Here is a 22,707-nt window from a genome sequence, read left to right as displayed (position 1 = left end):
CCTACGGCCAGATGCGGCTAAGGTCCCTCCACCCCGGCAAGCCCTTTCTGACTCGCCGCCGTCAAACATACAAGCGACTTCAGTCGCGATGCTCTCCCGTACACCCATCGCGACTGAAGTCGCTCCCACAAAAGCCGGCTGTAGAATGGCCCGCAGCACGCCCGTCGCGTCGCCGAAAACCCTGTCGGAATCCGCATGAACCCAGCTCAGTTCGCCGTGTTTGGCCATCCCATTGGCCATAGCCTGTCGCCGCAGATCCACCAGGCGTTCGCGCGACAGTTCGGGATTGAACTGGACTATCGCGCGATCGATGCGGAGCCGGCCGCATTCGTCGCGGAGGTACGCCGATTTTTTGCTGACGCCGGTCGCGGCGCCAATGTCACGTTGCCACACAAGGCCGCGGCGTTCGCACTGGCCGACGAGCGCAGTGAGGCGGCTACGCGTGCCGGCAGTGCGAACGTGCTGACGCCGCTGTCCGATGGCAGGCTGGCGGCACACAACACCGACGGCGCCGGCATGGTGCGCGACATCACCGAGCGCCACAGCGTCGACCTGCGTGGCCATACGGCGTTGCTGCTCGGCGCCGGCGGTGCAGCGCATGGCGTGGTCGGGAGCTTGCTGGACGCGGGTGTGGGGACGTTGACCATCGTCAACCGGTCGCCCGAGGCAGCCGATGCGCTGGCCGACGCGATCGGCGATCCGGCGCGCGTGCACACCCGTTACTGGCAGGATCTGTCGGCCATCGGCAGCTACGACCTGATTCTCAATGCGACCTCGGCCGGCGTACTGGGCGCATCGCTGCAGTTGCCGTTCTCGCTGGTCGGTGCCCGTGCGCTCTGCTACGACTTGTCCTACGGCGCCGCTGCCAGCAGCTTCCTGGCCTGGGCCAAGACCGCTGGTGCGCGTTACGCGTTCGACGGTCTCGGCATGCTGCTGGAAACCGCCGCCGATGCGTTTGAACTGTGGCACGGCAAGCGGCCGGATACCGAGCCGGTCTATCAATCGCTGCGCCGCCAACACGGTTGAACGCCATAGCTCAAGCCAGGCCATCCTGCCGGGCAGGATGTGGTGCCTGCTGCATCGCGCCGTCGATCAGTTCACCGATCCCCGGCATGCCTGCTGGCAAGCCGGCCGGCGTGCGCTGCGCGCAGCTCACGGCGGATAATCGTTGCGCGATCTTTGGTGACCCGCGTCGTCCGGCGGTGTGCGCCAGCCTGCAGCCCGAGCCGGCGATGTGCGGCGACGATCACGTGCATGCGCTGGCCTGGTTGACCGCACTGGAAACGGCCACTCAGGCCGACTGAAGCTGTTTCTCCGGCATCTTGATGGCGTTCATGGCATCGCCATGGATGGCCGTGCTAGCGTGCGCGGACGGGGGGCATCATTACGTGGGGGATTCACGCATGTTGCCGAAAGCGTTTGCTTATCGCGGCCTGGTCTTCATCGGGCTGTCTTTCATGTTTGCCGGTGGTGCGTTTGCCGCGTCGGCGGCCAGCAGTCCGGTCGGTTCGAGCAATGTCACGGTGGCCGATCCGAGCGTGCCGCGACCATCCGGCAAGCCGTGCGTCGTGCAGCTTTTCAGCAACGACACGTTCGACGACTACGCGACTCGACCCTTCAGCTATGCGCCGCCAGCGGGTTGCCACGGGCCATGGGCCAAGGTGGTGCTGACCGCCGATTTCTCGGTCACTGCTGGTACGCAGTACGACCGTACCGCGACGATCTGGCTGGGTGGCGTGAACCTGTATTTCGGTACCACCCAGGAACCCAGCACCACGCTGGCGCCGAGCTGGCATGTGGAGCGCGACCTTACCGACTACAGCGCGCTCCTGCGGCAGGCTGGCCAGGGTCAGGCGATCATCGGCAACACGGTGAACAGCACCTACAACGGGGTCATTCACGGCAGCGCGCAGCTGTTGTTTTATCCCGCCTCCATCTTCGCGCCGCCAGCGCAGGTCGCCGATGCGGTCTATCCGCTGGGCTCCGATCCGGTCGGCAGCACCGTGACGCTGACGACCTCGGCCGATCAATTGAGCAAGACACTGAGCTTGCCACGCAACGTCGAACGCGCCTATCTGGATGTGTTTGCGCAAAGCCAGTTTGACGATGAGTTCTGGTACACCTGCGTGCCCAACCAGTACGCCGCCGAAGCGGAAGAATGCGGCGGCGGCAATTTCCGCGAGGCCGAGATCAGCATCGACGGCCAGCCTGCCGGCGTGGCACCGGTGTATCCGTGGATATACACCGGCGGCATCGATCCGTTCCTGTGGGAGCCGACACCCGGGGTGCAGACGCTGAATTTCATGCCGTATCGGGTAGATCTCACCCCTTTCGCCGGCGTGTTGAGCAATGGCGCATCGCATCAGGTGGCAGTGAGCGTGGCCGGCGCGAACAATTACTTTTCCGCGACGGCCAGCCTGCTCGTCTATCTCGATCCGCATGCGAAACAGATCAGTGGTCAGATCGAACGCAATACCCTGGTTGGCCAGGCACCCTTGCCAACGATCGGCAGCACCCTGACCACCGATGCTTCCGGTGACGTCACGGGCAACATCAGTACCGACCTGACCCGGCACTTTGTGATCGAGGGCTACGCCGATACTTCACACGGCCGCGTGCACTCCCAGGTGGAAGCGACCGTGGGTTTTGCCGATACCCAGGGTTTTGCGATCAACGCCTCCAGCTATGAACAGGTGACCAGTCAGCTCACCTCGGCCGACAGTGACAGCCAGAGCAGCGTTGGCGGATTCGTCACCAACGAATATCGCGAGCACGTGCGTTACCCGTTGCATCTGGACGTCAATGAGCAGTTTGCGGCGGATGGCAGTTTCACCTTGGCCACCACCACCCATCAGGGTTACGAAAAGAATGACGAACACCTGCTGGCCGGTTTCACCCTGTATTCGGCGAAGGTGAACAACCAGGTCGATAGCGCCGACACCCTGGACTTCGACGCGAACGAAAACTTCACCGGTCACAGTGGCGCGAAGAGCGCCCAGACATTTACCTTCCACGATTCGCTGGGTGGGTGTTACCGCAGCGATGTGGCCTCGATCAACAACGTGGTAACCCGCTACGACAGGGGTGCGGGTTGTCCCGGCGGCAGCAATCACGCGTTCTGGTTCACCCATCCGGACGGCTCGCCCGACAACGGAAACGGCATACCCGGCTTGTGACGATCAGGCCGTCGCCGCTGCATCGGCGGCGACGGTCAGCGGCAGCGTAGCGCGGCCAGTCATCGCACTGTCACAAGGCACAGCTAGCGTGCCGCACTTGCCGGGCGCTTCCGATGACGGATGCTCCTGTGTGCGGTCTCAGTCTTTGCAGTAGGTGTCATGCTTCCTCTTATTTCTGTCGCGCCTCACCGGCGCGCGTGGGTCATTGGCCTGCTGCTGGTCGTGGGTGTGCTGGTCGGCAGCGCGGTCTGGTACGTCCGTTCAGCGGCGGCAACCGGGACAGCAGCGGACGACGCCAACGGCGTGAACATCCTGCTCGGGCTTGCTGACAGCGCCATGCACGACGGCCGCCTGGTTGCTCCGGAGGGCAGCAATGCCTACGAGTTCTACTTCAGCGTGCTGCAACTGGAACCGCACAACGAAGTGGCGCTGGACAACCTGAAAAAGGCCTTCGTACCAGCCTGCAACGAAGTGGAGCGCTTGATCAATCCTACGGATCTGGACGAGGCGCAGCGCGAGCTTTCCTTGTTGCGCGAATACGACGCCACCAACTATACCTTGGCCCTGCTCGGCGGCAAGCTGAGCGCACAACGCATGCTGGTAACCCGGCAGCATGAGGCGCAGGCCGCCCTCATCCAGGCGCAGCAGGAAGCCGCCGGCGCGCATTGACTACCGGCTGCACTCTTGAAGATAGCCGGTGTGATCACGAAGCGCTGAGGTAGTCGTCTTTCAGCCGCACGTAGTGATCGGCCGAGTAGTGCAACTGCTCGATCTGTTGATCGCTGAGCAGGCGCACCATCTTCGCCGGGTTGCCGAGCCATAGCTCGCGCTCGCCAACCACCTTGCCCGGCGGGATCAGGCTGCCGGCGCCAACGAAGCCGTACTTCTTCACCACCGCGCCGTCGAGCACGCTGGCATGCATGCCGATCAGGCAGTAGTCCTCGATGGTGCACGCATGCACCACGGCGCCGTGGCCAATGGTGACGCCCTCGCCGATCAGGCAGGGAAAGCCGGGGCTGTAGGGGCCGGCGTGGGCGACGTGCACGATGGCGCCGTCCTGAATGTTGCTGCGTGCGCCGACACGGATGTAGTGCACGTCGCCGCGCAATACCGTGCCGGGCCACACCGAAACGTCGTCGCCGAGCACCACGTCGCCGATCACGCTGGCGGCTGGATCGACGTAGACGCGTTCACCGAGTCGGGGCGTAGTGCCCTTATAACTGCGCAAGGAATTCATCCGTGCATTCTAACTGGGTGACATCAGGCGTTGGCCTCGAGCATCTTGATGGTCTCCAGGTAGCCGGAGTCGACGGCACGCTGCCAGTCCTTCCAGTCGAGCATCCCGACGTGGTCGAGCGGCGGGGTGATCAGCAGGTTGGCGAGCGCGCAGCAGCGTTCGCTGTTCTCGCCGCTGTTGACCATGGCGGCGCGGGTGAGGGTGGAGACCAGTCTGGGCCAGCCGTTGCCGCGACGCTGTTGCAGCAGCAGGCGCCACCACGGCGGCGTGGCGAATTCATCGATGCGCGTGCGCAGCTCGATCTCGGCGCGGATGCTTACCGCGGTGATGTGGGCGATACCGTCAGCCGCCATCACGTCGGTTGGCAGGTTGTCGACCAGCGCGCCGTCGACGTAGACGTTGCCATCGTGCAGCACCGGTGGCAGCACGCCGGGAATCGAGCTGGATGCGCGCAGCCAAAGCCACAGTGGGCCATTGCGGTGAACCACCCGGCCGTCGCCGGACAAGCTGGTGGAGACGCAGAAGAACGGCCGCTCTAAATCCTCGATGTCGATCGCACCGAACGTGTGCCGAAGCATCGCAGCCGCGCGGCGGCCACGCGTCAGCGCAACTAGCGGCAGGGTCCAGTCCGACAGCGGCTTTCCCCGCACGAACGCTTCGTGGAGGTTGCGCACCATCGTGTCGGTGTCCCACAGATTCGCCACGCCGGCGCCGATGATCGCCCCGATGCTGGTTCCGCCGATCGCGTCGAATTCGTGGCCGGCTTCGCGCAACGCGCGCAGCGCCCCCAGGTGCGCCAATCCGCGCGCCCCGCCGCCAGCCAGGACCAGGCCGCGACCGTGGCCGCTGACCAGCCTCGCCATTCGCGCGATATCCGCATCGCCGCACAGGTGGTGGTGCTGCAGTTCGCCGCTGAACTGGGCGAGCCAGCGCTGCGCTGCGCCATGCATGACGCGGTGCCCGGCGTGCATCAGCAACAGGTGACGTGGGCGGTGTTGCGCACGCGAGGGATGACCCGGGGTCGCTTCAGGCCATGGCCGCGCCTGCTGCGCCGCCAGCGCAGGCAGCAACAGTGCGTCAGCCTGGCGCAAGCAGCGCTGACGCCAGGCCGGATCGCCGCTGGAGTCCAGATAGATCACGAAACGCACCTGCGCCTCGCGCTCGGCGAACCAGTCGCTGCCGCGGCCTGCCCCGAGTTCGGCGTCGATCACCACGCAACTGCCGTAAGTTTCCAGCGCCTGCCCCAACTGCATCGCCAGCGCGCGCACCGGTACGTCCGGGTCCACCGGCAGGATCGCAAACGTGCGCGGGGTATTGGGCGTATCCGGCGTGTCCGCATGGGGTTGGTGGTGCGACAGGCGCTCTATGGCCATCCGGGCCACGCCGAGCATGGACTGAGGATGCTGCTCGATCAGTGCCTCGAATGCGGCGCGGTCGAGCCGCAGCAGTTCGGAATCGCGCAGGGCGCGCACCTCGAGGTGGTGCGGCGCGCCGCTGAACAGGCTCATCTCACCCACGCATTCGCCAGCGGCAATCAGGTGCACCAGCGTGGTTGGCCCGTCGAATACGCCCAGACTGCCGCTGCGCAACAGGTACAGCGCATCGGCCGGGTCGCCGGCCTTGAACAGGGGTCGGCCACCGGGCAGGCACAGCCAGCGCAACTGTTGCCCCAGCGCCGCCCGTGCGGCATCGTCCAGATGCGCGAACATGGCGGTGCGTCCGATCACTCCGGCAAGGTCCGCTGGCAACATGGCGCCGATGCTACGTCGGCGATCATGACAAAACGGCGCATGGGTGTCGTCGCGCCGGCCGTCAGCCGCCATACTTGATTTCGCCCCGCACGATCGCCACGCTCACCGCATTCAAGGAGCTTCCATGAGCCAAGACAATCCGCTGCTGGCCGACGACACCCTGCCCGCGTTCTCGCATATCCGTCCCGAACACGTTGCACCGACGATCGAGGCCATTCTTGTCGACTATCGCGCAGGGATCGATGCGCTGACCGCACCCGGTGCCGCGCACGATTTCGCCAGCGTCATGTTGACCCAGGAGCGGCTGGAACAGCGGCTCGCCCGCGCCTGGGCCCCAGTGAGCCATCTGCATTCCGTGGCCGACAGTGAGGCACTGCGCAAGGCCTATGGGCCGGCCGAGGAGGCACTTACCGAGCATGCGATCGAGCTCGGCCAGAACCGCGCGCTATACGCCGCCGTGCAGGCGCTGGCCGATGCGCCGGCGTTCGCACAGTTGCCGCGCCCCGAGCGCGCGCTGGTCGAGCATGCCTTGCGCGATTTCAAACTCTCCGGAGTGGCGCTGGAGGAACCGGCACGCTCGCGCTATCGCGAGATCGGCGTGGAGCTGTCGCGGTTGTCCACTGAATTCTCCAACGCGGTGCTCGACGCCAGCGAGGCGTGGCACGAGCACATCACCGATGAGCGCGATCTCGCTGGGATTCCCGAGTCCGGCCGCGCAGTGTTGCGCCAGTACGCCGAGGATCAGGATCTGGACGGTTACCTGGTCACGCTGAAACAGCCCAGCGTGCAGGCCGTGCTCACCTACGCCGACAACCGCGGACTGCGTGAGCGGGTGTACTGGGCTTACCAGACCCGCGCTTCCGATCAGGGTCCGAACGCGGGCAAGTTCGACAACAGCGAGCGCATCGAGAAGATCATGGCGCTGCGGCACGAGGCCGCGCAGCTGCTTGGCTTTGCGAACGCGGCAGAGGAGTCGCTGGCGACCAAGATGGCCAGCTCACCGGCCGAGGTGCTGGAGTTCCTGCGTGATCTGGCCGCACGCGCGAAGCCGGTGGCGCAGCGGGAACTTGCCACGTTGCGCGACTACGCCAGCGCCGAACTGAAGCTCGACAACCTCGAGTCCTGGGATGTCGGCTATGCCTCGGAGAAACTGCGTCAGCAGCAGTACGCGCTGGACGAAGAGCAGCTCAAGCCCTACTTCCCGCTGCCGGCCGTGATCGACGGCCTGTTCGGGCTCACCCACAAGCTCTATGGCATCACGCTGGCTCCACGTGATGATGTCGATGTGTGGCATCCGGACGTGCGCTACTACGACGTGCGCGATGCCGATGGACGCGTGTTCGCTGGCGCCTATGTTGATTTGTACGCGCGCAACGGCAAGCGCGGCGGCGCGTGGATGGATGTCTGCCGCGCACGTTTCGACGATGGTGCCCAGCTGCAGCTGCCGGTTGCGTTCCTCACCTGCAACTTCGCGCCGCCGACGGAAGGCAAACCCGCGTTGCTCACGCATGACGACGCGCTTACGCTGTTCCACGAATTCGGCCACGGCCTGCATCATCTGCTCACCGAGATCGCGTTGCCCTCGATCGGCGGTATCGATGGCGTCGAATGGGATGCGGTGGAGCTGCCCAGCCAGTTCATGGAGAACTTCGGCTGGAACCGCGAGGCGCTGGATCTGTTCGCGCGCCACGTCGACACCGGCGAGCGGCTGCCCGACGAATTGTTCGAGCGCATGCTCGCCGCCCGGCATTTCCACGCGGGGCTGTTCCTGGTGCGCCAGCTGGAATTCGCCTTGTTCGATTTCCTGCTGCACATGGAATACGACCCCGCCGAGGGTGCCCGCACGCTGACCGTGCTGGAGCAAGTGCGCAAGCAGGTCGCCGTGTTGCATCCGCCGGCGTGGCAGCGCTTTCCGCATGGCTTCAGCCACATCTTCGCCGGTGGCTATGCAGCCGGTTACTACAGCTATCTGTGGGCAGAGCTGCTTAGTGCGGATGCATTCGGCGAGTTCGAGCAGCACGCCGGGGAAACCGGGAGTGTCATCGATCGATCCACGGGCGATCGTTTCCGCCGCGAGTTTCTCGCCGTGGGGGCGAGCCGGCCAGCACTGGAGAGCTTTGTGGCCTTCCGCGGCAGGAAACCGGAGCCGGAGGCGCTGCTGCGCAGTCACGGGCTGGTTTGAGACCTGCCAGCCAGCGGTGAATGATTTGTAGGAGCGCACCCTGTGCGCGAAAACCCTCGGGAAACCTGTGGGAGCGACTTCAGTCGCGATGCTCTTGGGTCGCGGGAAGAGCATCGCGACTGAAGTCGCTCCCACAAGAGCTTCGCGCACAGGGTGCGCTCCTACAGGACGAAAAAAAGCCCGCCGAAGCGGGGTGCTCTTCATTTGGACGAAAAAAAGCCCGCCGAAGCGGGGGTGCTCTTCGTTAGGACGAAAAAAAGCCCGCTGAAGCGGGGGTGCTCTTCGTTAGGACGAAAAAAAGCCCGCCGAAGCGGGGTGCTCTTCATTAGGAAGAAAAAAAGCCCGCCGAAGCGGGCTTTTCAGATTCGCTAAAGTCCGAAAGGACTTAGGCGATCTGGACTTCCTCAGCCTGCAGGCCCTTCTGGCCCTTGGTGACGACGAACGTGACGCGCTGGCCTTCCTGCAGGGACTTGAAGCCCGTGCCCTGGATCGCGCGGAAATGCACGAACAGGTCGTCACCGCTTTCCGGGGTGATGAAGCCAAAACCTTTGGCGTCGTTGAACCACTTGACTGTACCGCTCTGACGATCCGACATGTAACATACCTTTGAAGCTATTGATGGTTTGCGGCTCGGAGCGTGTTGCACTTTACCGCAATAGGAGCAAGAACTCCTGAGTTTCCTCGGGTTCTTGCTTTCCCAGCATACACCGGAATGCAACGTTTCGGTGGATTTGATGCACAAATACCTCACCAATCGCTCACACACCGTAAATTAATGGTCGCCATTGACTACACCAAATCGCGCTGCATCACCATTTAGATCGATTCGATGTGGAAGGCCATGGCAATGACGAAATTCGTGGAATTTTTCCCTATTCGTCGCCGATGACCCGTTAAATGCCCTCTTTCCGACCGTCCGGGCCGATACATCCCTATACAATGCCGCGATGAAAATTGCCTCCTGGAACGTCAACTCGCTAAAGGTGCGCCTGCCGCATCTGACCCAGTGGCTGGCTGACGCAAAGCCCGACATCGTGGCCTTGCAGGAAACCAAGCTGGAAGACGCCAAGTTTCCGGTCGATGAGCTGGCGGCGGCGGGCTATCGCGCCGTGTTTTCGGGTCAGAAGACCTACAACGGCGTGGCGATCCTGGCCCGCAGCGAACCGCGCGACATCATCACCGACATCCCCGATCTGGACGATCCGCAGCGAAGGATTCTGGCCGCCACCATTGGCGACCCAAGTCTGGATCCGGCGCAGGCCTTGCGCGTGGTCAATCTCTACGTGGTCAACGGCAAGGCAGTGGGTGACGAAAAATACGCCTACAAGCTGCACTGGCTGGCCAAGGTGCGCGAGTTCCTGGCGCGCGAGCTGGAGCGCTACCCCAGACTGGTCGTGCTGGGTGATTTCAATATCTGTCCGGACGATCGCGATGTCTACGATCCTGTCGCCTGGGGCGAGGACATCCTGTGTTCGCCGCCGGAGCGCGCCGGACTCAAGGCGATCACCGAGTTGGGCCTGCACGACAGCTTCCGGCTATTCGAAACCGGCGGCGAACATTACAGTTGGTGGGACTATCGGCAGGCCGCATTCCGTCGCAACATGGGCTTGCGCATTGACCTGATCCTTATCGGTGAGGCACTGAAATCCGCGGCTACCGCTGCGGCGATCGATCGTGAACCGCGTCGCTGGGAGCGTCCTTCCGACCACACGCCGGTGACGCTGGAACTGGATATCTGAATGACCACAAAAACCGAATGGCCCAGCTCGCTGGACGACAACGAACTGGATGAACTGGATCGCTACCTGCGCGCGCATACCGGCGAAGGCGACCTGCTACTCGATGGCGTGCATGGCCTGCTCAGTGCTTTGGCCGTCGGTCCATTGCTGGTGTTGCCGGATGAATGGTTGCCCGAAGTGCTGCACGAACCTTTCGCCGACGAGACCGAAGGCAATCGCGTACTGGCGCTGCTGGCCAAGCTGAACGATTCGATCAGTGCCGAACTCGATGTCGACGCGTACGAGCCGATTCTCGGTGAAGTCGAACTGGAAACCGGCCCGATGCTGTCGGCCGCCGGCTGGTGCGAGGGCTTCAGCCGCGGCATCGACCTGCGTGCCAGCCTGTGGGAAAACCGCCTGTCCGAAGATCCGCAACTGATGGAACTGCTCGGCCCGGTGATGGCCCTGGCGGTGGACGAAGGCATCCTCAGCGCCGATACCGAATTCGAAAAACTCAGCGACGACGAATACGACGAATGCCTGTCGCAGGTACCGGCCGTGCTCGGGGCGGTCAATCAGTACTGGCAGGCCAAGCCGGCCACCGAAGCGGAAGTGGAAGCGATGGTGCTGCAGTTGCCCGGCGATGACCACGACGACACCACACCGCCGCGTCAGCGCAGCGGCCACTGGGTGCACTGACATCCGACTCCCTGCGCCGCATCGGCGCAGCGTTGCCGGAATGAAACGATCCGTTCCAGCATCGGTGCTTGGATAAAGATGGCAACGGAGCCATCTTGGGGCTCAGTATTCCCCGGACTGGAGCCACGTCATGAGCGATCGCCATCTCACCCGCCGCATCCGCGGCATCGACACCGCCGACGGCGCTGGCGTCAAACTCAAGCGCATCATCGGCCAGCCTGGCCTGGACATGCTCGACCCATTCCTGTTGCTGGATGAATTCCGCTCGGACGATGCAGGCGATTATATTGCCGGCTTCCCGGAACACCCGCATCGTGGCTTCGAGACGGTCACCTATATGCTGGCCGGGCGCATGCAACATCGCGATAACCACGGAAACAGTGGCGATCTCATGCCGGGCAGCGTGCAGTGGATGACGGCCGGCCGCGGCATCCTGCATTCTGAAATGCCGCAACAGGAAAACGGCCTGATGTGGGGTTTCCAGCTGTGGGTGAATCTGCCGGCGAAGGACAAGATGATCGAGCCGCGCTATCAGGACATCAGTCCAGAGCGCATACCGCTGGTGCGTCCGGCCGAGGGTGTCGAGGTTCGCGTGATTGCCGGTGAACTGGGCGGCGCGATCGGCCCGGTCGAAGGCATCGTTACGGCGCCGATCTATCTGGACATCAGCCTGCAACCCGGCGCCACGCTGGCATTGGACCTGCCAGTCGGGCACCACGGTTTTGCCTACGTGTTCGAGGGCGAGTCGGCGCTGGTTGGTGGTGAGCTGCTGCAACGCAGTGAGCTTGGCGTGCTGTCCGAAGGCGAGCAGTTGCAGCTTCGCGGCGGTGACAAACCATCGCGTCTGCTGGTCGTCGCCGGCAAGCCGCTGAAAGAAAGCGTCACGCGCTACGGCCCGTTCGTGATGAACACCCCCGAGCAGATCCACGAAGCCATCGCCGACTTCCGCGCCGGCAAGTTCTAAGCGGACGGTCGCCACGTATCACGAAGGTTGGGGTGAGCGCAGCGAAGCCCAACAGGGCGGCGCCAAGGCGTTGGGATTCGCTGCGCTCATTCCAACCTACGCACTGCGGTGACGCAGTCGTTGGCAGACAACGACTTCAAACGGCCACCTCAGCGGGCCCTGACGGCGATCTTCACGGGTGCCGGCCAAAGCACGTTTCCCCTTGTTCCCGAAGCCCGAGACTCGGTGGGCGCCGCAGAAGTGCTTTGCCTGACCTCTGCCAACCCGTCGCGCACATTTGCGCCCCACTAGGTCGGGTTTTTGCCCGCCGAAGTCATGCGGGCAATCGAATTTCCAGCACATAAAATCAATATAAAACACACACTTGAATCGATACCGAGGACTTTGGCAGGACCTATGCATCGTCAAAGCGCGTCTAGCCGCCATGGCGGCTCGGCGGATCAGATTAAAGAAAGTGCCAACAAAGGCGATCTAAGCGATATGGACAACGATCGCTGACACCCGCAAACGGCCCTCTTGCTCATTGTTGCCAATTGTTAATAAAATATATTCCGTCGTTAAATCTAGGTTAATCTTTGTACGCTCAGGCGACTGTATCCTTAACCTCCCGAGACAAATTAAGAAACATTAGCTAACACGCTGTTTTTGCACATTATGATCACTATCCTGACATCGCTGCTTGTGCTTCTTGCCTTATTGATCGCCAGCGCGGTCAAGCACGTGCCGGCCGGACAGGTGTACAGCCTGTATCGCAGGGGCAAGCTGGCCAGGGTGCTGCAGCCAGGTGTTCACATGGTGCTGCCGTGGCTGGAACGTGTGGCGCACAAGATCAATCTCGCCGGCCAGACGCTGCGCTTTGAAGAGCCGCTGCCCGATGCCCACGATGTGCGCGGCACGGTGTACTGGCAGGTGCTGGAGCCGGAGCGCGCTGACGCCGTGTTCGAGCAGGTCGACCAGCTGATCCGTCGTGGCGCACACGATGCGCTGCATGGCGAACAGGAGGTCATGCATGCCGATCTCGATCAGGCCGACCGGCGCGATCTCAGCGCCCGCCTGAAGCAGACGCTGAATAATGCGCTGCGCGAGCGCGGCATGATGGTGACCCGGGTCGAGCTCGACGCAGCCTGAGGACTGCCGGTAGCGTCGATCTGAATCGCGGCAGGGCGCCCAAGAGCGTCCGCGCAGCAGGGGAATTGAGCGTCTCTCAACCCGCTTCGGCGGGTTTTCTTTTGCCCCATCTGCTGGCATCGTCGGCGCCCGGCCTAAATACTGCCGGCTTCCCCACCCCGCCCACCACACAGGAACGTCATGACCGCACGCGATGCCTTGCAGGCCCGACTGGAACAGGGCATTGCCGAGCTCGGGCTGACCGTACCGGCCGAAGCGGTGCCGCGACTGCTCGACTATCAGGCACTGCTGGAACGCTGGAACGCGGCCTACAACCTGACCGCCGTGCGCGATCCGGCGGAGATGATTACCCGTCACCTGCTCGATTCGCTGGCGATCCTGCCGTATGTACAAGGCGCCACCCTTGCCGACCTCGGCACCGGGCCGGGCTTGCCCGGCATTCCGTTGGCGATCGTCGCGCCTGGGCGGGAGATCCTGCTCGTCGACTCCAACGGCAAGAAGGTGCGCTTTCTGCGTGAGGCGATCCGCGCACTCAAGCTAGAAGGCGTACGCGCGGTGCAGTCGCGAGTGGAAGACGTGCAGGGCCAGTTCGACTGCATCACGGCACGCGCGTTCGCAAGCCTGGCCGACATGCTCGGCTGGGGTGGTCATCTGTTGGCGCCGGGTGGGATCTGGCTGGCGATGAAAGGCAAGCGACCGGATGACGAGTTGCCGGGCATACCGGTCGGCTTCGAAGTACGCGCCTTCCACGAGCTGACGGTGCCGGGGCTGCAAGCCGAACGGAGTCTGCTCGTGCTCGGCCACCGTGCGGTCGCCTGAACCGATCGTCGCCCGAGTCGATCGCCTCAACCGATCTCGGTCAGCCTGCTAATCTAGGCTTCACTCTTTCGCGCATGTAGCGACACACCATGGCCCGCATCATCGCAGTCGCCAACCAGAAGGGCGGCGTCGGCAAGACCACTACCGCCGTCAACCTCGCCGCTGCGCTGGCCGCCGCGAAGCGCAAGGTATTGCTGATCGACCTGGATCCGCAGGGCAACGCGACGATGGCTTCCGGCATCAACAAGCGCGAATCCAAGCCGAGCGGCTGTGAAGTGCTGCTGGAGGAAGTGTCGATCGAGCAGGCGATCGTCGCCACCGCCGCGCATTACGACTTGCTGCCGGGCAACGGCGATCTCACCGCCGCCGAACTGAAGCTGATGGATGCCTTGGCGCGCGAGCATAGGCTGAAAGAATTGCTGGCGAAGATCTCGGCGAACTACCACATCATCCTGATCGATTGCCCACCGTCGCTGAACCTGCTCACGCTGAATGCGCTGACTGCCGCGCACGGCGTATTGATTCCCGTGCAATGCGAATACTTCGCGCTGGAAGGGCTGTCCAGCCTGCTGGACACGGTCAAGGCCGTGCGTCAGCGGTTGAATCCGACGCTCGAAGTCGAAGGCCTGTTGCGCACTATGTACGATGTGCGCAACAACCTCGGCAACGAAGTCTCCGCGCAGCTCACCCAGCATTTTGGCGACAAGGTGCTGCGCTCGATCATCCCGCGCAACGTGCGCCTGGCGGAAGCGCCCAGTCACGGTCAGCCGATCCACTTGTACGACCGCAGCTCGCGCGGCGCGATTGCCTACATCGGCCTGGCCGGCGAAATGATACGGCGTGAGCGCGGCCTGCCGCGCGCCGCCGGACGGACCGATCCGGTCGACGATATTGAACCGCCGGTGGTGGCATCCGCGCCAGCGCACGGCGACAGCGGCATGGTGCTCAAGGCACCGGCCGCCAACCATCAGGAATAAAGCATGGCTGCTGCAAAAAAACGGGGATTGGGACGCGGGCTCGATGCCCTGCTTGGCGGCGACGGCGATGTTTCGCCGTCGGTGATCGGGCAGGAAGGCGAGCTGCGCATGCTGCCCATCCAGCAAATCCAGCCAGGCAAGTACCAGCCGCGACGACACTGGAATGACGAGGCGCTGGACGAGCTGGCCGCCTCGATCAGATCGCAGGGCCTGATCCAGCCGGTGGTGGTGCGCGCGCTCGGCAAGGACAGCTATGAGCTGATCGCCGGTGAGCGTCGCTGGCGCGCGGCGCAGCGCGCCCAACTGGCCGAATTGCCGGCGCTGATCAAGCTGGTGCCGGAGGCCTCGGTGCCGGCGATGGCGCTGATCGAGAACATCCAGCGCGAAGACCTGACACCGCTGGAAGAAGCCGATGCGCTGAAACGGCTGATCGAAGATTTCGACATCACCCATCAGCAGGCCGCCGATGCGGTCGGCCGCTCGCGCGCGGCCGTATCCAACCTGTTGCGGTTGACCGAGTTGCCCGCCTCGATCAAGAAATTGCTCGATGACGGCAAGCTGGAAATGGGCCATGCGCGCTGCCTGTTGACGCTGCCAGAGCACGACGCCGAGCGCCTGGCACTGGAAGCGGCACGTAACCACTGGACGGTACGTGAGCTGGAGGACGCCGCCCGACGTGCGCAGAGTGCACCCCAGGGCAAGGCGAAGAGCACGCCGTCGCGCGATCCGAATGTCACCGATCTGGAGCGTGAGCTGGGCGAGCGGTTCGCCACCCGCGTCGAACTGGCGCAGGGTCGCGGTGGTCGCGGCAAGCTGGTGATCCACTACCACAGCCACGACGAACTGGACGGCATCCTCGGCAAGATCCGCTAAGTGCAGGGGCGAGGGATGAGTGGCGAGTAGCGAGGGCGCAAAAGCCGGCTGCCGCAACAGCGATGCAGGCTTCGGCAGCAGCACCTCGCTCGACTTGAAGATTCCATCTGATTGAAGCTTGCGCCCTCGCTACTCGTCTCTCGTCCCTGAACTGCCGCCATCCGCATCGCTGAACACCTCATCATGGCCACCAAGCAACCGCGATTGACTGAAAAGCAGTTTTCCCTGATCGCCCGTGCGCTGGCCGAGCCGCGGCGTTATCGCCTGTTGAAACAGATCGGCGAGAACAGTGCGCCGACGGCCTGCAGCTGCCTGCAGCAAGAGCATCAGGTGAGCGCTGCGACCTTGTCGCATCACCTGAAAGAGCTGGAAACAGCCGGGCTGATCGAGATCGTCCGCGACGGCAAGTTCGCCAATTTCGTACTGCAGCGCGACGTGCTGCATGCCTATCTGGAACAACTCGCAAAAATCTGACCGGGTGCCATTGAAATGGGTCCAACCCGTCCCCTAATCGATATGACATTTAGACAACCGTCTAATCGTTAGTCAAACCGGAGAACCCAGATGAGCAAGTTGGCAGGCAAGGTGGCGGTGGTGACAGGTGCTTCGAAAGGCATCGGTGCAGGGATTGCGAAGGAGCTGGCCGCAGCGGGTGCGGCGGTGGTGGTGAACTACGCCTCCAGCAAGGAAGGCGCTGATCGCGTGGTGGCCGAGATCACCGGCAGCGGTGGCAAGGCGATCGCGGTGCAAGGCGATGTTTCCAAGGCGGCCGACGTGCAGCGCCTGTTCGCCGAAGCGAAAAAGGCCTTCGGTACGCTCGACGTGCTGGTCAACAACGCCGGCGTGTATCAGTTCGCTCCGCTCGAAGATGTCACCGAGAGCGAATTCCACCGCCAGTTCAACACCAATGTGCTCGGCCTGATCCTGGCCACGCAGGAAGCGGTGAAGCATTTCGGTGACAACGGCGGAAGCGTGATTAATATCGGTTCGGTGGTGAGCCGGCTGGGCCTGCCCGGGTCGACCGTCTACACGGCGACCAAGGGCGCGGTGGATGCCGTCACGCTGGTGCTCTCGAAAGAGCTGGGACCGAGGAAAATTCGCGTGAACTCGATCAACCCGGGCGGTGTGGAGACCGAGGGCACCCATACGATGGGCATGATTGGCAGCGACATGGAAAAGCAGATGGTCGCGCAGACCCCGTTGGGACGTCTGGGTCAGCCCGGTGACATCGCGACGATCGCGGTCTTCCTGGCTTCCGAAGATGCAGGCTGGCTGACGGGCGAGACGCTGCTGGCTTCTGGCGGCATGCGCTGACAGTTCCTGGGTCTGGTAAGTACCTGATGCGTGCGCGCCCCCCGGGAGGGCGGCGCGCACTATTCGGTCACTCCCACCGGTGGCAAGGCCAGTGGGCTCGTCGTAGCGCGGCGCATGGGCGATAATGTCTGGCTGCCCCAGTGGATCCACTGCCATGCCCCAGCTTTCCGTGGTCGTCCCCGTGTTCAACGAGCGCGACAATATTCCCCCGTTGCTCGCCGAAATCGCCACAGCGCTACGCGGCAAGGTCGACTACGAAGTCATCTACATCGATGACGATTCGAGCGACGACAGTCGTGCCGTATTGGCCGCGCAGAAGACCCTCCATCCGGAACTGCGCGTGCTGCACCATGTCACCCGCAGTGGACAGAGCACGGCGGTGTGGAACGGCGTGCGCGCGGCAAAGTCCCCGTGGATCGCCACGCTCGATGGCGATGGCCAGAACGATCCCGCCGACATTCCCAAGTTGCTGGCCGCGCGCGATACCGCCGCGGGCGATATGCGTCTGTTCGCCGGCTGGCGTACCACGCGCCGCGACAGCTTCAACAAGCGTATCTCCTCGAAGATCGCCAATGCGGTGCGCTCGCGCATGTTGAAAGATGCCACCCCGGATACCGGCTGTGGCCTGAAGGTATTCGATCGCGACGTGTTCCTGCGCCTGCCCTACTTCGACCATATGCACCGCTACCTGCCAGCGCTGGTCAAGCGCGCCGGCTTCGCCTGCCAGAGCGTGCCGGTCGGCCATCGCCCCCGCACCGCCGGTGTCTCCAAGTACGGCATGCTGGATCGGCTGTGGGTCGGCCTGGCCGACTTGCGCGGCGTGGCGTGGCTGATGCGTCGTGGCAAGGTGACCCGGGTCGAGGAGCTGTAACGAGCCCTGCTTTGCTCCTCCCCCTGCTGGCAGGGGGAGGTTGGGAGGGGCGAGGCTTTTGATCTTCAGTGCGCGAAGAGCGACCCCACCCCATCCCTCCCCTACAAGCAGGGGAGGGAGCATAGGTGGCTAGGCCACATGCACCGCACAGTCGTATGCTGATGATCTTCATGGCAGGAAACGGCGCATGAGCATCGCCATCAAGCGTGTCTATGAACCGGCCGAAAAAGCGGACGGCTATCGGGTGCTGATCGATCGGTTGTGGCCACGCGGACTGAAGAAAGAAGCTGTCCAGCTGGATCTATGGGTGAAGGAACTGGCGCCGTCTACCGCATTGCGCCAGTGGTTCGGTCACGACCCGGTACGATGGGACGGTTTCCGCCACCGCTACGCGACCGAGCTGGATGCCCTCACCGAACACTGGCGTCCATTGGCCGAGCGCGCGGCACGACATACGGTCACCCTGCTCTACAGTGCGCGCGATGAAGAGCACAACAACGCGCTGGCGCTGAAGACTTATCTGGACAACTGGTTGCGCACGCACGGCCCGCGCTGACCGAGACATCGATAGCGCCCGCCACGGATGACCCGCTCAGGGTCGCTGCAGCGGCGTCCTGGATTTCAACCAGCTAGCCAACGCCTCGCGCGCCTGCTCGCGACCGCGCTCGATCAGTTCGCCGGCACGATAGAACTCGTAGGCGCTGGCAACGTTGCGCGGCAGCTGGATCAACAAATCCGGCTCGTACGCGGCAAGTCGCAGGCGCGACAGGTTCGCCTGCATCAGATCCATCGACTGGTTGAGCAGATCCCACGCGCCGGGCTCGCGCGGCTTGCCTTCGCTGCTCGGCAGCAGTCGGCCGATGAATCCGCCGATGCGCTGCGTCAAACCGGTGTCTTCGGTCGGGTTGTCTTCAGTGACGACGGCTGGCGCCATCTGTGCCACGCCATCCATGCTGACAGCAAACAGATAGTCGGCTGGATCACGGATCAGTGGCGTCACCGGGACCGGATTGAGCAGCGCACCATCCACCAGTCGGCGGCCGTCGATCGTATGCGGCCGGAATACGGTGGGTATCGCGATGGAGGCGCGGATCGCGTCGAATAGCGAGCCGCGGGTGAGCCATACCTCGCGTTCGCGATCGAGGTCGGTGGCGACCGCGGTAAACGCGAGCGGCAGTTCCTCAATGCAGATGTCACCGATCAGCTCGCGCAGGGTGCCGATGATCCGTTCGCCCTTGATCAGTCCGCCGCCGGAAAACGTCCAGTCGAGCAGCTTGAACACATCGAACCTGGCCAGCGTGACAGCCCAGTCGCGATACACATCGAGTTTGCCCATTGCATACACGCCGCCGATCAACGCACCCATCGAGGTACCGGCGATCGAGACGATCTGATACCCCTGCGCCTCGATTTCCTCGATCGCGCCAATGTGCGCCAGACCTTTGGCGCCACCGGCCCCGAGTGCCAGCGCGACCGTGGGTTTGCGCACCGCGTCGGCACTCGCCGGCGCGGTGTGCGGGTCGACGATATCGTTGCGGGTCATCAATGCGCCAGCTTCATGCCAACGGCGGCTGGTAACCGCTCAGCGCCAGCTGCAACAGGATCTTCATCTCTTCGCGCAGCGAGAGCGGCGCGACGATTTCCGCGTCCGGGCCGTACTTGAGTACGTCCATCAGCAGCTCCTTGGAATTGGAGTAGGGCACTTTCAGTTCATAGCGGCCATCGGGCAGCCATTCGCCCTTCTGCTGCGAATGCCAATGCTCATCGGCGACCCAGCGCGCGGCATGCGGCGAGAAGCGGATGGTGGCCCATGCCTTCGGCTTGCCGGCGAAGATGCCGTAGCTGGAGGCGAGCAGTTCGTTGAGGTCGTTCTCGGCCACGTCGCTGGCGGCCAGTTCCAGTGCCTGCGGTTCGACGATGCGGTCGACGGCAAAACTGCGCAGCGCCTCGCGATCGTGATCCCACACGTCCAGATACCAGTTGTCGCGGTAGTGCGTCAGCCGCTGCGGCGACACGGTGCGCCGGCTGTCGGCATTGGTGGTGCGCGCGCGATAGCGGAAACGCAATTGCTTGCGCTCCAGCACGGCGCCAGCGGCGATGCGGAAGACCTGCTGATCAAGTTTGCGCTCGCCCCAGGGGATCACCCGGATGCGCTCGATCGGCAGCGCCTTGCCGCTGCCCTGGTCGGACAGCAGCGTCTCGATGCGCGCCTTGAACGGTGCCAGTGCTCCAGCCAGTACACCGGGGCCGGAGCGGCTGATCAGCTCGTTCAGCGCCAGCAGCGCCGCCAGCTCGTCGGAGGTCAGCCACAGGCCCGGCAGCTCGAAACGCTGGCCTTCACCCACTTCGTAGCGAAACGCGGCTTGCTCGCCACCGGCGCTTTCAATCGGTGCGCCCAGCGCATCGCGCAAAAATGCCACATCGCGATACAGCGTGGCGCGTGAGCACTCCAGTTCGCTGAGCAGGCGTGACAGCGGAATCGGGTAGTGCGCCGATTTCAGCAGGCGGTGCAGGGTCAGTATGCGTTCGTAGCGATCCATGTGGCTCGTCAGGGCATAGGGGTGGGGGTTTGAGCATTGTGCAGCATGGTTGCCGTGCGTGGCGGCCAGCAGGCGAGCGATAACTGGCCTGATGTGCCAGTTTCGGTTACGCAGCCTCTTCGCGGAGTGATGAAGCTCGCCACGAACGTGCCTCGCAGCCAGCCCGGTGAGCACCCAAGCCGCCATTTTGCACGCCGTTGGTATCGCGATGGGTATGCGGAGCTCGCGTCGTTAAAGCCCCGAAAGTGGCTTCAAACCTCAATTTCGGGGCGCGAGGTGGCCGCACTGTTCATTTTGAGTTCAAGCCACCCCGTTAAGGTGGCGCCTCACTAAATTTTTAACAAATGGACTGCCCGATGAAAAAGACCTTGATCGCCGGCTTGCTGTTGGCCGCCTTCGCGAGCTTTGCCGCGCAGGCACAGCAAGTACCGCTTCCTTCGACCTCCGATGCCCCCAGCGGCAAGGTTGCCAACGATGGCGGCTGGACCGGCTCGGGCGAACTGGGCTTTGCCTCGACCACCGGCAATTCGCGTACGCAGAACATCAACGCGAAGTTGAACTTCAGCCAGGAAACCGACCAGTGGAAGAACAACGCCTTCCTGACCGAGTTGCGTGCCAAGAGCGAATCGAAAGTCGTCGACTCGTCCGGCAATACGATCAATAGCTTCGACGAGACCGCCAACGACTTCACTACCGGTGCCTCGGCTGGCTACAAGCTCGACCCGCGCAGCTATATCGTCGGGGCCGTGCGTTACGACCACAACGATTTCGGCGCGCAGCTGTGGCAGGGCGTGGTATCAATCGGCTATGGCTACATCGCCCTGAAGGACGATCGCAACGAGCTGTCGTTCGAAGTCGGCCCCGGTTACATGCGCTTTCGACCGGCCGCTACCGACGTCCTGATCGACGGCAACGAAGTGCCGCAGCAGACACAGGTAGAGGAGCAGGCGGTGGCCCGTGGTCTGATCGACTACAAGTTGCGGATCACCGACAACACCTCGTTCGACAACACCTTCCTGATGGAAGCGGGTTCGAAGGACACCTATCTGCAGAACGACGCCGGTATCTCGGTCAGCATGACCAAGAAACTTGCGCTGAAGCTGGGTTTCCAGGTGCGCCACAACACCAGCGTGCTGCCGGGCATCAAGATGAACGATACGCTGACGACCACCAATCTGGCCTACAGCTTCTAAGTTTTGGGCTCGATTGGGCGGTTCACGCCGCGAACCTTGCTTGAGCAACGAGAAAACCCTGTTGTTGATGCGACAGGGTTTTTCTCGTTGTGGCGCGCGTCAGTGCCCGAGCAGCTCGCCCGCGCCCTGCTCCAGCAGTGAGGCTGCGACCTGCTGACCCAGTGCGACAGCGTGATCGCTGGCGCTGGTGCCGGTGGCATGCAACAGCCGGCCGCTGACCACATCGCCGACCATGCCGCTCAAATGCAGGCCGCGTTCGCCGAGCACGCACCACGCACCGACCGGCACCGTACAGCTGCCGCCGAGCGCCTGATTCATCGCCCGCTCGGCGCTGATGGTGAGCCTGGTCTCCGCATCGTCCAGCGCGGCCAGCAGCTCCAATACAATTGGCTGGTCATCGCGTGCCTCGATCGCGATGGCCCCCTGACCCGGCGCCGGCAACCAGTTCGGTGCAGCCATTCGGGCCCTGATGCGCGAAGCCAGGCCGAGGCGTTCCAGCCCGGCGCAGGCAAGCACGATCGCGTCGTAGTGATCGGAATCCAGCTTAGCCAGCCGGGTGCCGACATTGCCGCGCAAGTCGAGCAGAACCAGATCCGGCCGCAAGGCGCGCAGCAGCGCCTGCCGCCGCAATGACGAAGTGCCAACCCGCGCACCGATCGGCAAGGCGCTCAGGTCCGGGTAGTGATTGCTGATAAACGCATCGGCAGCATCGGCCCGCGGCAAGATTGCCGGCAATGCGAAGCCCGGCTCCAGCGTGACTGGGACGTCCTTCAGCGAATGGACCGCGAGGTCGGCACGTCCTTCCAGCATCGCCACTTCGAGCTCTTTCAGAAACAGGCCCTTGCCGCCGATCGTCGCGAGCGGCTGATCCAGTATTTCGTCACCGCGCGTCGTCATCGGCACCAGCTCCACCGCCAGCCCCGGATGCGCTACACGCAATGCCGCGGCAACATGCTCGGCCTGCCATAGCGCGAGGGCGCTTTTGCGGGTGGCGATACGCAATTTGGAGGGGTTCATAGTGGCTCCGCGACGTTTGGCAGGTGCGTATTGTCGCGTAGTTTGCGCACGGGGATGCAGCGTCCCACGCTTTGCTGTTTGGCTTGCTAGCTTTAGAGCCTAAGAGCGTTTCGTCCTCCTTCGGAGGGCGAGTCACTTTTCTCTTGCGTGGCCTGTATAGACCGGAGACATGGGTAACAGACGTGCCGGGACATGGGTAACAAGTCTAATCGGCTTCACGCATGTCAATGGTGGCGAGTCGGTGGTGG

The 22,707-nt window shown here is 63.4% G+C and carries 23 protein-coding genes; 17 read left to right on the top strand and 6 right to left on the bottom strand.

Annotated features, from left to right (window positions below; all coding sequences use genetic code 11):
* Window positions 1–195 precede the first annotated feature (195 nt).
* The 4 genes from aroE to HDE77_RS19825 all read left to right on the top strand — a co-directional run bounded on the left by aroE (window position 196) and on the right by HDE77_RS19825 (window position 3,845).
* Window positions 196–1,026, top strand: a complete 831-nt coding sequence (aroE, locus tag HDE77_RS19840; protein ID WP_184419656.1) for a shikimate dehydrogenase — start codon at window positions 196–198, stop codon at window positions 1,024–1,026.
* On the top strand, window positions 1,023–1,304 hold the full coding sequence (locus tag HDE77_RS19835; protein ID WP_184419655.1) for a YkgJ family cysteine cluster protein: 282 nt from the start codon (window positions 1,023–1,025) through the stop codon (window positions 1,302–1,304). The genes aroE and HDE77_RS19835 overlap by 4 nt, the downstream gene beginning before the upstream one ends.
* A 99-nt stretch (window positions 1,305–1,403) precedes the next feature.
* Window positions 1,404–3,176, top strand: a complete 1,773-nt coding sequence (locus HDE77_RS19830; RefSeq protein ID WP_184419654.1) for a peptide-N4-asparagine amidase — start codon at window positions 1,404–1,406, stop codon at window positions 3,174–3,176.
* Window positions 3,177–3,335: 159 nt separating this feature from the next.
* Window positions 3,336–3,845: a hypothetical protein gene (locus HDE77_RS19825; protein WP_184419653.1), complete on the top strand. Its 510-nt coding sequence runs from the start codon at window positions 3,336–3,338 to the stop codon at window positions 3,843–3,845.
* 34 nt (window positions 3,846–3,879) lie between these two features.
* Here HDE77_RS19825 and HDE77_RS19820 read toward each other — a convergent pair whose 3' ends face one another.
* On the bottom strand, window positions 3,880–4,413 hold the full coding sequence (locus tag HDE77_RS19820) for a gamma carbonic anhydrase family protein (protein WP_184419652.1): 534 nt from the start codon (window positions 4,411–4,413) through the stop codon (window positions 3,880–3,882).
* Window positions 4,414–4,436: 23 nt separating this feature from the next.
* Window positions 4,437–6,164, bottom strand: coding sequence for a patatin-like phospholipase family protein (locus HDE77_RS20690; RefSeq protein WP_184419651.1), 1,728 nt, complete (start codon window positions 6,162–6,164; stop codon window positions 4,437–4,439).
* Between the two features lie 124 nt (window positions 6,165–6,288).
* On the opposite strand from HDE77_RS20690, the gene HDE77_RS19810 reads away from it, so the two are divergent.
* A complete protein-coding gene (locus HDE77_RS19810) occupies window positions 6,289–8,346 on the top strand; it encodes a M3 family metallopeptidase (RefSeq protein ID WP_184419650.1) in 2,058 nt (685 codons plus the stop codon).
* A 385-nt stretch (window positions 8,347–8,731) separates the two neighbouring features.
* Here HDE77_RS19810 and HDE77_RS19805 read toward each other — a convergent pair whose 3' ends face one another.
* Complete coding sequence (locus HDE77_RS19805) at window positions 8,732–8,941, bottom strand: cold-shock protein (protein WP_184419649.1); 210 nt, start codon at window positions 8,939–8,941, stop codon at window positions 8,732–8,734.
* Between the two features lie 352 nt (window positions 8,942–9,293).
* On the opposite strand from HDE77_RS19805, the gene xth reads away from it, so the two are divergent.
* The 11 genes from xth (at window position 9,294) to HDE77_RS19750 (ending at window position 18,265) form a co-directional block, all read left to right on the top strand.
* Window positions 9,294–10,085 (top strand): exodeoxyribonuclease III, encoded by a 792-nt coding sequence (gene xth / locus HDE77_RS19800; RefSeq protein ID WP_184419648.1) that lies wholly within the window; start codon window positions 9,294–9,296, stop codon window positions 10,083–10,085.
* Window positions 10,086–10,763 (top strand): YecA family protein, encoded by a 678-nt coding sequence (locus HDE77_RS19795; RefSeq protein WP_184419647.1) that lies wholly within the window; start codon window positions 10,086–10,088, stop codon window positions 10,761–10,763.
* Window positions 10,764–10,893: 130 nt separating this feature from the next.
* Window positions 10,894–11,727, top strand: a complete 834-nt coding sequence (locus HDE77_RS19790) for a pirin family protein (protein ID WP_184419646.1) — start codon at window positions 10,894–10,896, stop codon at window positions 11,725–11,727.
* Between the two features lie 654 nt (window positions 11,728–12,381).
* Window positions 12,382–12,855, top strand: a complete 474-nt coding sequence (locus HDE77_RS19785; protein ID WP_184419645.1) for an SPFH domain-containing protein — start codon at window positions 12,382–12,384, stop codon at window positions 12,853–12,855.
* A 180-nt stretch (window positions 12,856–13,035) separates the two neighbouring features.
* On the top strand, window positions 13,036–13,674 hold the full coding sequence (gene rsmG / locus HDE77_RS19780; protein ID WP_184419644.1) for a 16S rRNA (guanine(527)-N(7))-methyltransferase RsmG: 639 nt from the start codon (window positions 13,036–13,038) through the stop codon (window positions 13,672–13,674).
* A gap of 89 nt (window positions 13,675–13,763) precedes the next feature.
* On the top strand, window positions 13,764–14,651 hold the full coding sequence (locus HDE77_RS19775) for a ParA family protein (protein WP_184419643.1): 888 nt from the start codon (window positions 13,764–13,766) through the stop codon (window positions 14,649–14,651).
* A 3-nt stretch (window positions 14,652–14,654) separates the two neighbouring features.
* The gene (locus HDE77_RS19770; RefSeq protein WP_184419642.1) at window positions 14,655–15,524 is read left to right on the top strand and encodes a ParB/RepB/Spo0J family partition protein; all 870 of its coding nucleotides are present in this window, start codon (window positions 14,655–14,657) and stop codon (window positions 15,522–15,524) included.
* A gap of 183 nt (window positions 15,525–15,707) precedes the next feature.
* Entirely contained in the window at window positions 15,708–15,998 is a 291-nt protein-coding gene (locus HDE77_RS19765) for a helix-turn-helix domain-containing protein (protein WP_184419641.1), read from the top strand.
* Window positions 15,999–16,088: 90 nt separating this feature from the next.
* A complete protein-coding gene (locus tag HDE77_RS19760; protein ID WP_184419640.1) occupies window positions 16,089–16,838 on the top strand; it encodes a glucose 1-dehydrogenase in 750 nt (249 codons plus the stop codon).
* A gap of 154 nt (window positions 16,839–16,992) precedes the next feature.
* Entirely contained in the window at window positions 16,993–17,709 is a 717-nt protein-coding gene (locus tag HDE77_RS19755) for a glycosyltransferase (RefSeq protein ID WP_184419639.1), read from the top strand.
* Between the two features lie 187 nt (window positions 17,710–17,896).
* Entirely contained in the window at window positions 17,897–18,265 is a 369-nt protein-coding gene (locus HDE77_RS19750; RefSeq protein WP_184419638.1) for a DUF488 domain-containing protein, read from the top strand.
* A 36-nt stretch (window positions 18,266–18,301) separates the two neighbouring features.
* Here the strand turns inward: HDE77_RS19750 and HDE77_RS19745 are convergent, their stop codons facing one another.
* Both HDE77_RS19745 and HDE77_RS19740 read right to left on the bottom strand, forming a co-directional pair.
* Window positions 18,302–19,252, bottom strand: a complete 951-nt coding sequence (locus HDE77_RS19745; protein ID WP_184419637.1) for a patatin-like phospholipase family protein — start codon at window positions 19,250–19,252, stop codon at window positions 18,302–18,304.
* Window positions 19,253–19,265: 13 nt separating this feature from the next.
* Entirely contained in the window at window positions 19,266–20,249 is a 984-nt protein-coding gene (locus tag HDE77_RS19740) for a YafY family protein (RefSeq protein ID WP_184419636.1), read from the bottom strand.
* 356 nt (window positions 20,250–20,605) lie between these two features.
* On the opposite strand from HDE77_RS19740, the gene HDE77_RS19735 reads away from it, so the two are divergent.
* Window positions 20,606–21,442: a DUF481 domain-containing protein gene (locus HDE77_RS19735; RefSeq protein ID WP_184419635.1), complete on the top strand. Its 837-nt coding sequence runs from the start codon at window positions 20,606–20,608 to the stop codon at window positions 21,440–21,442.
* Window positions 21,443–21,541: 99 nt separating this feature from the next.
* Here the strand turns inward: HDE77_RS19735 and hemC are convergent, their stop codons facing one another.
* Window positions 21,542–22,459, bottom strand: coding sequence for a hydroxymethylbilane synthase (gene hemC, locus HDE77_RS19730; protein WP_184419634.1), 918 nt, complete (start codon window positions 22,457–22,459; stop codon window positions 21,542–21,544).
* Between the last annotated feature and the right edge of the window lie 248 nt (window positions 22,460–22,707).

Origin of the sequence: Rhodanobacter sp. MP7CTX1 (genome assembly GCF_014205795.1) — a bacterium.
Taxonomy (GTDB): Bacteria; Pseudomonadota; Gammaproteobacteria; order Xanthomonadales; family Rhodanobacteraceae; genus Rhodanobacter.
Note: the sequence above shows the minus strand (reverse complement) of the source record. Positions and strands in the feature narration are given on the sequence as shown.